Genomic DNA, 12028 nt, shown 5'->3' with positions numbered 1-12028 from the left:
GGATCTTCATGTCAGAAGAAAAAATTTATGATGTAGTCATTATCGGAGCAGGTCCAGCAGGTATGACAGCTGCGGTATATGCATCACGCGCGAACTTATCAACATTAATGATTGAACGTGGGATTCCCGGCGGACAAATGGCTAATACAGAAGCAGTGGAAAACTATCCAGGCTTTGATACAATTTTAGGGCCGGAATTATCGACAAAAATGTTTGAGCATGCGAAAAAATTCGGTGCTGAATATGCTTACGGTGATGTAAATGAAATCATTGATGGTGAAGAATATAAAATTATCGTTTCTGGTAAAAAACAATATAAAACACGCACGATTATTATTACAACAGGTGCAGAATACAAAAAACTAGGCATTCCTGGCGAAACAGAGCTTGGCGGCCGCGGTGTAAGTTATTGTGCTGTATGTGATGGCGCATTCTTCAAACAAAAGAAACTGATCGTAATCGGCGGGGGCGACTCTGCAGTTGAAGAAGGTATTTACTTAACACGTTTTGCGGATAAAGTAACAATCGTACACCGTCGCGATAAACTTCGCGCACAAAAGATTATTCAGGACCGTGCATTTGCCAATGAAAAAATTGACTTCATCTGGAACACAACAGTAAAAGAAATTCATGAAGTTGACGGTAAAGTAGGGAAAGTGACGTTAGTTTCAACAGTTGACGGTACTGAAACGGAAGAGGCTGCAGATGGCGTATTCGTATATGTCGGCATGCTTCCATTAACAGCGCCATTTGCTTCTTTGAATATTTTAAATGAAGCAGGCTATATTGTAACAAACGAGAAAATGGAAACATCAATTCCGGGTATTTATGCAGCGGGCGATGTTCGTGATAAAATGCTGCGTCAAATTGTAACAGCTACAGGTGACGGCAGTATTGCAGCACAATCAGCGCAACATTACGTGGAAGAAATAAAAGAAAAGATAAATCAATAATTCTTTAATATAAATGTAATCATATCGTTACAAAATAAGGGTATACTAAAAGTGGAATTTGTTTTAACCCCCTTATTTTTTTATCCTAAGGTTGTTTCAAGCGTGCTTACGCTGAAGCAACCTCTTTTTTTGTGGCTTTCCGGCACAAATGTTGACTTTATAAATGAAACGCTTGCTTTTACGGAATGCATAGGACAAGGTATAATAGAAATAAGCTTTAGAAAAACACAATTCGCTGCATATAGCGAAATTGTGTCTTTACTTATGTGGAATTCGTGAAATATTAGTTATTCACTTATCCCATTAAATGAAAAAGTTGAGGTGTTGTGTATGCAACGTATTACAAATTTACTCGCTATTAAAGATGGTCAAGTGTTACTGCTGCAAAAACCGAGAAGAGGCTGGTTTGTGGCACCAGGTGGGAAAATGGAGCCAGGAGAGTCCATCTATGACTCCGCTATACGCGAATTTCAGGAAGAGACAAATCTAACACCAAAAGACGTTCATTTAAAAGGTGTATACACAATGGTTATCAAAAATGGGGATACAGTCGTCGATGAGTGGATGCTGTACACATTTATCGCAACTGATGTTGAAGGAACACCATTTGTCGAAACGCGGGAAGGCATTTTAAGCTGGTATGAAATTGAACGTTTAAAGGATCTTCCGATGGCGGCAGGTGACCGTACGAATTTATTATTTGCAGCATTAAATCAAGGTACGCAATATGGTACATTTGAATATACAGAGGATTTTGAGCTAATCAGCGAAAAAATTCAAAACTCGACGGAACAAAACTAGAGGAGATGAAATAAGTGGCTAGTTCGAGCTATACACATGAGTTAGTGATTATTACAGGAATGTCAGGGGCGGGCAAAACGGTTGCAGTTCAAAGTTTTGAGGATTTAGGTTATTACTGTGTAGATAACTTACCTCCGGAGCTTTTAACTACTTTTTTAGCGCTAATGAAGGATTCCGAAAAAAAGATTTCACGTATGGCAGTTGTTATGGATTTACGTGGGAGAGAATTTTTTGGCTCATTGATCGAATCGCTCGACGCACTACTGGACGAAGAAGATATTTTACTCCGTATTTTATTTTTGGAATCCGATGATGCCACATTAGTTCGGCGCTATAAAGAATCACGCCGATCACATCCGCTTGCACCTCAGGGATTACCGCTGGAAGGGATTCAAATGGAGCGCGAACTGCTCTCTGAAGTAAAAGGGCGTGCCAAATCGATCGTCAATACTTCCCAGTTAAAACCACGGGAATTACGTGAACGTATCGCCCAGGAATTCAGCAATATGAGCAGTCCTACGTTTTCGTTAAACATTATGTCATTTGGATTTAAGCATGGGCTGCCGATTGATGCAGATTTAGTATTCGATGTTCGCTTTTTGAAAAATCCTTACTATGTTGAAGAATTGCGACATAAAACAGGGCTACAAACAGAAGTATCCTCTTACGTACTAGCAACAGAAGAAACACAACAGCTAATTGCCAAACTGACTGACTTGTTCACATTCATGATTCCTCATTACCGTAATGAAGGCAAATCACAGCTTGTCATCGCTTTCGGCTGTACGGGCGGGCAACATCGCTCCGTTACACTTGCTGAATACTTCGGGAAGCTATTGGCAAAAAATGATCAAGTCATCGTTACACATAGAGATATCAATCATAGGAAGGATTGATGAGATGAAAAAAAAGAGAACAAGAATCGTCGTAATTGGCGGGGGGACAGGCCTTTCTACAATATTACGCGGTTTAAAGCAGCATCCTTTTGATATTACGGCCATCGTTACGGTTGCAGATGACGGTGGCTCTTCCGGACGTTTGCGGGATGACTATGATATCCCGCCGCCCGGAGATGTGCGAAATGTAATTGCCGCGCTTTCTGATGTAGAGCCGTTAGTGGAGCAGATGTTTCAATATCGCTTTTCCCAATCAAATGATTTAGGCGGACATTCGCTCGGGAATTTGATGTTGACCGCTTTAACGGAAATTACAGGTGATTTTAACCATGCGATTGCTGAGATGAGCAAAGTACTCAATGTGCACGGAAAGGTTATCCCGGCAGCCAATAAAAAGGTTACATTACATGCCGAATTAGCGGATGGGTCGGACATTATCGGCGAGTCGAAAATTCCATCAGGCCATGCACCGATTAAACGGGTATACTTGGAGCCTAGTAACCTCAAACCATTACCTGCTGCAGTTCATGCGATTGAACGAGCAGATTTTATTTTGATTGGACCTGGCAGCCTTTATACGAGCATTATTCCGAATTTATTGGTTAAAGGAATTGGGCAGGCGGTTATTCGTGCGAAAGGCGAAAAAATCTATATTGCCAATTTAATGACACAGCAAGGCGAAACGAGAAGCTTTACTGCCTCACAGCATATAGAAGCAATCCATGAGCATGTGGGAGAAGCATTTATCGAATCGGTACTGATCAATGAAAAGGAGCTACCTCCTTCGATTTACGAAAATTATCGGGAGGAAAATGCTGAGCCTGTTAAGTTTGATATTGAAAGATTGCAAGAAATGGGCATTAATATCATTCCAAAAGAGATTGCGCTTATTGAAAATGGAACAGTACGTCATGATGCGGTAAATCTCGCTGAATGGCTTTTTGAATATACAGTAAAGAAAAGACAAACGATGCAAGAATAGTAGTATGAAACAAACACTACATAGGTTGCTAGGAAAGGGGGAGCGAATCCATGTCATTTGCATCTGAAACAAAGAAAGAACTGACGCAAGTAGAAGCAGGTGATAGTAGTTTAAAGGCAGAAGTTTCTGCTCTTATACGGATGAACGGTTCGTTAAGTTTTGCGAATCGCCAATTAAGCTTAGACGTACAGACAGAAAATGCGGCAATCGCACGTCGGCTTTATACAATTGTAAAAAAGCTTTATCCATATAATGTAGAGTTGCTTGTTCGAAAGAAGATGCGTCTTAAAAAGAACAATGTGTATATATGCCGTGTACGGGAAGGTGCGCGGGAAATTCTTGCGGATTTAGAAATTGTCTCAAATTCATTTGAGTTTAATCATACAATCGCCAAATCAATCATACCGAAAGAAAATGAACGCCGTGCCTATTTACGTGGAGCCTTTTTGGCAGGAGGATCGGTTAACAATCCGGAAACCTCTTCCTACCATTTGGAGATTTATTCTTTATATAAGGAGCACGGGGAAGCGTTGGCAGAGCTCATGAACCGCTATGATCTAAATGCGAAAACAATTGAACGGAAAAAAGGCTTTGTCACGTATTTAAAAGAAGCTGAGAAGATTTCGGATTTTATGAATTTAGTCGGTGCTGTTCAGGCGATGCTGAAGTTTGAAGATGTTCGGATTATTAGGGATATGCGGAACAGTGTAAACCGTATCGTAAACTGTGAAACGGCCAACTTAAATAAAACAATTGGCGCTGCATTGAGGCAAGTGGAAAATATCCGCTATATCGATAATGCGGTAGGGCTTGATCAGCTGCCGGAAAAACTGAGGGAAATTGCACGTCTTCGTGTAGAATATCAGGACGTGACATTAAAAGAGCTCGGTGAAATGGTTTCAACTGGCGTTGTCAGTAAATCAGGTGTCAATCATCGTCTGCGCAAAATCGATGAAATCGCGGATGCGCTCCGTCGTGGAGAGAATATTTAAATCCACTTGCGCTTATGGAGCACATACGTCATGGCGTAATAGAAAAAATTGGTAACGATTTCATAAAAGATGTTTCCAATTGTTGTTCTTTTCGGACAATTTCGTTAAGATAAACATAGAAGCGATGAACGGTTGTGAAAGGGAGTATTTCAAGATGATTGAAAAACAAGTAGAAGTAAAGTTAAAATCGGGCTTACAAGCAAGACAGGCGGCTTTGTTCGTCCAAGAGGCGAATCGTTATAAAGCAGACGTCTATTTACAAAAGGATACGAAAAAAGTGAATGCGAAGTCGATCATGGGCATTATGAGCCTTGCCGTTGCAAAAGGCACGGTTGTCACATTATGGGCAGACGGCCATGACGAAGAAAAAGCAATCAACGCATTACAACTACTTATTGAAAAAGCGGATTAAGACAAAAGCACAGCCAGTTCAGTTTATATGAACGGCTGTGCCTTATTTTTTAAAATACAAAAAAGCATACAAGATGAATCTTGTATGCTCGAATGGATCGATTATTTTAATTGGTTACGCTCATAAATTTTATCGATAAGACCGTATTCCAATGCTTGCTCTGCAGACATGAAGTTGTCACGATCTGTGTCGCGTGCTAACGTTTCGTAATCTTGGCCACTGTTTTCAGCCATGATGCGGTTTAGTTTTTCACGTAAGTGTAAAATACGTTTTGCAGCGATTTCGATTTCTGTTGCTTGACCTTGTGCACCGCCAAGTGGTTGGTGAATCATTACTTCTGCGTTTGGTAAAGAAACACGTTTGCCTTTTGCACCAGCAGAAAGCAGGAATGCACCCATTGATGCAGCCATACCGATACAGATTGTTGATACATCAGGTTTGATGAAGTTCATCGTATCGTAGATCGCCATACCTGAAGTGATAGAGCCACCTGGTGAGTTGATATATAGGTAGATATCTTTATCTGGATCTTCAGCTTCTAAAAATAATAGCTGTGCTACGATTGAGTTCGCAACATTGTCGTCAATCCCACTACCTAATAAAATGATGCGGTCTTTAAGTAAACGTGAATAAATGTCATATGCACGCTCGCCGCGGTTTGTTTGTTCAATAACTGTAGGAATTAAGTTCATTGAAAAATCCTCCCTTTGTTAAAGCTTATATTCGATTACTTTTGCTGAAAATGACAAATATTTCAGCTGTAAACCTATCATACACGTATTAGTCAGTTATGGTCAAATATAAACTCTGATTTTTACAGTTGAAAATAAGGTGTTCCATCTGTATAATGAAAAAAGTTGCACATATTATTATTTATATGTCCTCGTGGTGTAATGGATAACACTTCAGATTCCGGTTCTGAGGCTGGGGGTTCGATTCCCTCCGAGGGCGCTTTCTTTTTAAAGATTATTACTGATCTATATAGAGTTAAAATAATCTTTCTCTTCCATTTTTCTACAGTTTATTTTTGGCGCTACACTATAAATTTCCTAAACCATTCTAATTTAAACGCTCTTCCTATAAAAAATAAAATTCTTTATTAAAAATCACAATTTATACTTGAATTATATGTGAAAAATTAGTACATTATTAAATGTTGTGTTTTCACAAAACTAGTTAGATAGACTATATTATCATGTCCTTTAGGGGGCACCATTTTACTGTTTTAATATACGTTTCAATATCAATTGCAAAAAATCATCTGAGGTTTTTTTGCAATAGAGAATGAAGTTTTATTAGGATAAAAAGAATCACTGTACCGGTTCTTTTTATCCTTCATTCGTTCTCTACCTAAAAATAATAATTCAAGGCTGCATCAGAGGGAGTTCCTCTTGTGCAGTCTTTTTTGTTTTGAATAAAAATTACCTATCTAATTGACATATATTTTAAATAACAGGGAATATATGTAATGGAATTAGAGTCCTTTTGAAGAGGGAAATACAATAATGAAATAGTAATAGAGTGAATAAATATTAAAATATATGCAAATATACCGTTAATTTTGTTATAATAATTCATCATACTGCAATAATAATCAATTTTTTAAAAATTAAATGTTGTATATTAATTGCGGAATTAATATAATTGAACATGTTATTAACAAAAAAACTACTACATCCAGGAGGATATTCATAATGAGTACTAGAAAACTATTTAAATGGGCAGCACCTTTAGCTGCAGCTTCAATGATTTTAACAGCATGTGGAGCGGACGAATCGACATCTACAGGGGATAAAGAATATAAGAAAATTGTTGCAGGTACGGAAGCTACATATGCACCATTTGAATACTTAGATGATAAAGGAAATGTTGTCGGCTTAGATTCAGAGATTTTAGCAGCGATCGGCGAAGAGATGGGCATTGAAACAGAAGTGAAAAATGTAGGCTGGGACTCAATGATGAGCCAAGTAACAACTGGTGAAGTGGATATGGGCGCAGCGGCTATTACAATTACAGATGAGCGTAAAGAATCATATGACTTTACAGATCCTTACTATGAAGCGACTTTACTGATCGTGACAAAAGAAGGATCGACAGTTGCATCGCTGGAAGATATTAAAGACAAAAAAATTGCAGTACAGATTAATACAACAGGCCACATCGCAGCACAGGAATTGCAAGGCGTTGCAAGCTCAAAAATTTTAGCATATGAAAACTTCTCTGTTGCGTTAACAGAAGTGCTGACAGGTGCTGCTGATGCCGCAATCGGTGATAATGCAGTAATTTTAGATTACCTTGAAAACAATCCTGATTCAGGCTTAAGAGCGGTAGAGGATACTTCATTTGAGAAAGACTACTTCGGCTTTATGGTGAAAAAGGGCAATAAAGAGCTATTGGACATTTTAAATGAAGGACTTCAAAAAATTAAAGACAATGGCAAGTTAGCTGAAATTACAGGTACGGAAATCGAATAAGCTTTATTTTAATTTATTGGAGGGTTTCAGATGGATTTTTTTGATTTTTTCCGTTGGGATATAATCTGGAACTACCGTGAACTATATGCAAAAGGACTTTGGGCGACTATTGTTTTAACAGCATGTGGTTATATTGGTGGTATCATATTCGGTCTAGTTTTAGGATTAGGCCAAGTTTCAACAAAAAAATGGATTTACTGGCCGGCTAAAATTTATGTCGACGTATTCCGTGGTACGCCAATGCTCGTACAATTATTATTAATTCACTTAGCTGTTATTCCAACTATTTTTGGAACATCGCAAGGTTGGTGGGTATCGGGTATTGTCGGTCTGATTTTAAACAGTGCCGCATACAATGCAGAAATTTTCCGTGCAGGGATCCAGTCGATTGACAAAGGGCAAATGGAAGCTGCAAGATCATTAGGGTTAACACAGGGCCAGGCGATGCGCAAAGTTATTTTACCGCAGGCGTTCCGTCGTATGATTCCGCCATTAGGGAATGAATTTATCGCATTGTTAAAGGATTCTTCACTTGTAACGGTAATCGCCGGGGCCGAGATTTTATATGTAAGTAAAGTAGTAGCCGGAACGTATCAGCGTTTCTGGGAGCCTTATTTATTCGCAGCGTTCCTATACCTTGTATTGACGTATGCTGTAACGAAGCTTATTGCATTTATCGAAAAACGAGTTGATATTAATTACAACCCACGTAAGAAAAAGGAGCGCGCGTAAATGATTAAAGTAGAAAACTTACACAAGCATTTTGGCAAGCTCGAAGTGTTAAAAGGAATCGATTATGAAGTACATGAAAAGGAAGTAGTTTGTGTCATCGGGCCATCTGGTTCTGGGAAATCAACGTTTCTTCGCTGCATGAATTTGCTGGAGGAAGTAACGGATGGTGCGATTTATATTCAAGGTGTCAAAATCAATGATCCGAAAACAAACATTAACGATATCCGTACAGAAGTGGGGATGGTGTTCCAACAGTTCAACCTATTCCCGCATATGTCGGTCATCAATAATATTACAATGGCGCCAATGCAAATTCGCCAACTGAACAAAGCCGATGCCGAAAAATTGGCACTCGAGCTATTGGATAAGGTCGGTTTGCGTGAAAAAGCAGATAACTATCCGCAGCAATTATCAGGCGGTCAGCAGCAGCGTGTCGCGATTGCCCGCGCATTAGCGATGAAGCCGAAAGTAATGCTGTTTGATGAACCAACGTCAGCCCTTGACCCCGAAATGGTAAAAGAGGTTTTGGAAGTAATGAAAAACCTTGCTAAAGAAGGCATGACAATGGTTGTCGTAACACATGAAATGGGCTTCGCACGTGAAGTAGGTGACCGTGTCCTGTTTATGGATGGCGGCTATATCGTAGAGCAGGGCCACCCGGATGAAGTATTCGGCAACCCGCAAAACGAACGTACAAAAGCCTTTTTAGGAAAAGTATTATAAATGTAGGTAAACTATCTTCTATTATGATGCGTAGTAGAAGGTAGTTTTTTATATTGCGTCTTACTAAATTGAGAAGAATGCACATATATTTAAAACGCGTTGATTGGAATGTAGGGGAGGCGACTCCTGCGGGAACAGCACGAGCGAGAGACTACAGGCTCGAGCCGTGCCCGCGGAAAGCGTCCGACCCGAAATGGAAATCAACACTATATGAGTAGTGGAGATTTTAGTAGCATAAATTGTTTAGGGATCTTTATAACCTAAACTATCAGAATATTTAGAATTACATATTGTGTGGCACTACTAAAAAATGTATAATCTTAACAAAAATAGAGGGGGTTTTATAATGTTCAAAACAAAGAAGTTTTTCATAACGATGCTGCTAATGGCATTAACAATCATTTTAGCCGCATGCGGTACAGCGGATGATGAAACATCAGGAAGCGCAACATCCGGAGAAGGTGGCGGTAAAAAGCTGTTAGTAGGAACGGAAGCAACATTTGCCCCATTTGAATCAATGAATGACAAAGGTGAAATTGTTGGAATCGATGTAGATATTATGAAGGCTATCGGAGAAGAAATCGGTTCAGAAGTAGAATTCCGAAATGTCGGTTGGGAGCCGGTATTCCAGCAAATTACGAACGGTGAACTGGACTTAGGTGCATCAGGCATTACCATTACAGATGAGCGTAAAGAGACGTATGATTTCACAGATCCATATTATGAAGCATCATTAATGATTGTTGTGAAAGAAGATTCACCAATCAAAACATTGGATGAATTGAAAGATCAAAAAGTATCTGTTCAAATTAATACAACAGGGCATATTGCAGCACAAAACCTGCAAGGAAAATCAAGTTCAAAAATTTTAGCGTATGAAAACCAGCCGATAGCATTCCAGGAAGTAATCAATGGTGCAACAGCAGCGGCGTTTGGCGATAATGCGGTTGTTATCGAGTACTTAAAGAACAATCCGGATTCAGGACTAAAAGCGATTGAATCGGATCAGTTTGAAAAAGAATATTACGGCTTCATGGTGAAAAAGGGGAACACTGAGTTACTGAACCGTTTAAATGAAGGCCTAGCGAAGATTAAAGAAAACGGTAAGTTAGAAGAAATTACAGGGCAGAAGATCGATTAATTTATAAGTGAAAAATATGATAAACCCGGTATTTTGAAACTTAAACTTTATGAATTGATTGGAGTGCAGGGGCGACTCCTAGGGAAATAGCGTGACGCCTGAGACTTAGGAACAAAAGCTTAGAGCGCCACGTCCTGTGGCAACGCTATTGTGACCAACATCGTGTTGGTCTCACGCCACGCCCCTGGAAAGCGTCCCCGGAACGGAAATCAATTCTAGGGTAAGCAGAAACACCTCAATTTTCTCCCAGAGAAAATTGAGGTGTTTCGTTTTGTTCAAGTTTATAAGGACTATATTAGAAAATTCTTTAACCGTATCGCTCTGGAAAATAAATTTGCGTCCCTCCCCATTTTCGTTGAGGGGTTTTTGTATTGATTTAAACATTGTTGAAAAATTGCGTCACAATATCTTTTATCGTAGCCACTTGCATAACAAGCATCGTGGTGCAGACAGCAATTATCGACTGCATTCGTTGGTGCACCAGGTCCGCTGCAACCAGGTCCACAGTAACGGTAACCAGGGAAGCAGAACCCCATTGCAGGACGTCTCATGATCCCACCTCCTTCTACTAGATACCATATAGTATGTTCACCTAATAAGAAGAGGAGGGCAAACCTATTGATTTCATCATAAAAACCTTTACTTTACACTAGCAGACTTAACGGGTGAAACCGAAGATTCGGCTACCTTCAATATTGCATTAACAAGGACATCGGCACCCTTTGAACATTCTTCGTAGGAAGTATATTCATCTTCCCGGTGACTATAGCCTTTCGCACTTGGAACAAAAATCATTGTAGAAGGAATATATCCTGCGATAAATTGAGCATCGTGGCCGGCACCGCTGAACATATGATGGCGTGAATAGCCCAGTTCATCTGTACTTGCTGCTACAGCATGGACAACTTCCGGTGCGAAATAGACCGTATCCCGGCTCCATAGTTTTTGGTAGCTCAGTTCGCAGTTTTCGATTTCTTTAGGAAGGTCAAAAATAATTTGTTCCACTTGCTGGATGACTGTAGGGTCTTGGTGGCGGGACTCCAACGAGAAAGTTACATTACTCGGGATGACCGTATGAATATTCGGGTAGGCATTGATACGTCCGATTGTATAAACAAGATCTTCAGGAAGTTGTTTTAATTTATTTTGCAGGATGGAAATGATCTGCATCGCGGCAAACATACTGTCTTTACGCATGGAAATAGGGGTAGTGCCCGCATGGTTCGATTCACCGGTTAATGTAATGTCATAGCAAACCATGCCAAGAACGCCTTCTACGACTCCGATTTCTTTTTTATAATGCTCCAAAACTGGACCTTGCTCAATATGAAGCTCCAAATAGGCATGCGCTTCGGTTAGACGGTTTGCGATATCGCCTTCATAGCCGCTTTCTTTCAAGGCTTGTTCAAATGTTACCCCTTTTCGATCCGTCGAAGCGAGCATCTTTTCCTTATCGAATTTCCCTGAAAGAACACCTGAAGCCATTAAGGACGGTTCAAAACGTGCCCCTTCTTCGTTTGTGAAGTTTACGATAGTTATAGGGTGATTTAGTTCGAGTTCTTCATCAATAATAGTTTGAACAGCTTCCAGGGCAGTTAAAACACCGAGTACCCCATCAAAGCGTCCTCCCTTTATGACAGAATCTAAGTGTGAGCCGATGACAATCGGCAAGTTATCGGAGTTGGATGGCAGTGTTGCGTACATAGTGCCCATATCGTCAACCGTTACCGTCATGCCAAGCTGTTCACAAATTTCCTTGAACTTGTTGCGGGCGAGAATATCTTCGGGAGATAGGCTTAAACGTGTGACACCATTATTTTCTGTTGCCCCAAATTGGCTAAATAAATCAATAGTGTTTTGAAGTCGTTCGCGGTTTGTTTTTAACATAAAATTCCCCCTTAAATTCAATAATATATAAACAT

General features: G+C 39.8%; 13 protein-coding genes and 1 tRNA gene. 11 read left to right on the top strand and 3 right to left on the bottom strand.

What is annotated here, in order from left to right:
• Positions 1 to 8: 8 nt before the first annotated feature.
• From trxB to MKY07_RS16385, 6 genes are all read left to right on the top strand, one after another.
• Positions 9 to 953 carry a thioredoxin-disulfide reductase gene (gene trxB, locus MKY07_RS16410; protein WP_339263186.1) on the top strand — a complete coding sequence of 315 codons (945 nt, stop codon included), beginning with the start codon at positions 9 to 11 and terminating at the stop codon, positions 951 to 953.
• A gap of 330 nt (positions 954 to 1283) precedes the next feature.
• Positions 1284 to 1754: an 8-oxo-dGTP diphosphatase gene (locus MKY07_RS16405; RefSeq protein WP_008406405.1), complete on the top strand. Its 471-nt coding sequence runs from the start codon at positions 1284 to 1286 to the stop codon at positions 1752 to 1754.
• Between the two features lie 14 nt (positions 1755 to 1768).
• Positions 1769 to 2650: an RNase adapter RapZ gene (gene rapZ / locus MKY07_RS16400; RefSeq protein ID WP_008406403.1), complete on the top strand. Its 882-nt coding sequence runs from the start codon at positions 1769 to 1771 to the stop codon at positions 2648 to 2650.
• A gap of 4 nt (positions 2651 to 2654) precedes the next feature.
• Complete coding sequence (locus tag MKY07_RS16395) at positions 2655 to 3632, top strand: YvcK family protein (RefSeq protein WP_339263185.1); 978 nt, start codon at positions 2655 to 2657, stop codon at positions 3630 to 3632.
• A 50-nt stretch (positions 3633 to 3682) separates the two neighbouring features.
• Positions 3683 to 4624 (top strand): DNA-binding protein WhiA, encoded by a 942-nt coding sequence (gene whiA, locus MKY07_RS16390; RefSeq protein WP_008406400.1) that lies wholly within the window; start codon positions 3683 to 3685, stop codon positions 4622 to 4624.
• A gap of 154 nt (positions 4625 to 4778) precedes the next feature.
• Complete coding sequence (locus MKY07_RS16385; RefSeq protein WP_008406398.1) at positions 4779 to 5036, top strand: HPr family phosphocarrier protein; 258 nt, start codon at positions 4779 to 4781, stop codon at positions 5034 to 5036.
• Between the two features lie 101 nt (positions 5037 to 5137).
• On the opposite strand, the gene clpP is transcribed toward MKY07_RS16385, so the two are convergent.
• Positions 5138 to 5728: an ATP-dependent Clp endopeptidase proteolytic subunit ClpP gene (gene clpP / locus MKY07_RS16380; RefSeq protein WP_008406397.1), complete on the bottom strand. Its 591-nt coding sequence runs from the start codon at positions 5726 to 5728 to the stop codon at positions 5138 to 5140.
• 187 nt (positions 5729 to 5915) lie between these two features.
• Between clpP and MKY07_RS16375 the strand changes: the two genes are divergently transcribed.
• From MKY07_RS16375 to MKY07_RS16355, 5 genes are all read left to right on the top strand, one after another.
• Positions 5916 to 5987, top strand: a tRNA-Arg gene (locus MKY07_RS16375).
• 743 nt (positions 5988 to 6730) lie between these two features.
• Positions 6731 to 7510: a basic amino acid ABC transporter substrate-binding protein gene (locus MKY07_RS16370; RefSeq protein ID WP_065216733.1), complete on the top strand. Its 780-nt coding sequence runs from the start codon at positions 6731 to 6733 to the stop codon at positions 7508 to 7510.
• A 30-nt stretch (positions 7511 to 7540) separates the two neighbouring features.
• Positions 7541 to 8242, top strand: a complete 702-nt coding sequence (locus MKY07_RS16365) for an amino acid ABC transporter permease (RefSeq protein ID WP_008406394.1) — start codon at positions 7541 to 7543, stop codon at positions 8240 to 8242.
• The gene (locus MKY07_RS16360) at positions 8243 to 8965 is read left to right on the top strand and encodes an amino acid ABC transporter ATP-binding protein (protein WP_339263184.1); all 723 of its coding nucleotides are present in this window, start codon (positions 8243 to 8245) and stop codon (positions 8963 to 8965) included.
• 346 nt (positions 8966 to 9311) lie between these two features.
• The gene (locus MKY07_RS16355; RefSeq protein WP_339263183.1) at positions 9312 to 10106 is read left to right on the top strand and encodes a basic amino acid ABC transporter substrate-binding protein; all 795 of its coding nucleotides are present in this window, start codon (positions 9312 to 9314) and stop codon (positions 10104 to 10106) included.
• A 290-nt stretch (positions 10107 to 10396) separates the two neighbouring features.
• Here MKY07_RS16355 and MKY07_RS16350 read toward each other — a convergent pair whose 3' ends face one another.
• Together MKY07_RS16350 and MKY07_RS16345 are read right to left on the bottom strand one after the other, a co-directional pair.
• Complete coding sequence (locus tag MKY07_RS16350) at positions 10397 to 10657, bottom strand: phospholipase A2 family protein (RefSeq protein ID WP_306341334.1); 261 nt, start codon at positions 10655 to 10657, stop codon at positions 10397 to 10399.
• Positions 10658 to 10745: 88 nt separating this feature from the next.
• On the bottom strand, positions 10746 to 11993 hold the full coding sequence (locus MKY07_RS16345) for a Zn-dependent hydrolase (RefSeq protein WP_339263182.1): 1248 nt from the start codon (positions 11991 to 11993) through the stop codon (positions 10746 to 10748).
• Positions 11994 to 12028: the final 35 nt, after the last annotated feature.

Origin of the sequence: Solibacillus sp. FSL W7-1472 (genome assembly GCF_037969775.1) — a bacterium.
GTDB lineage: Bacteria > Bacillota > Bacilli > Bacillales_A > Planococcaceae > Solibacillus > Solibacillus silvestris.
The sequence above is the reverse complement of the archived record's forward strand: the minus strand, read 5'-3'. Positions and strand labels throughout refer to the sequence as shown.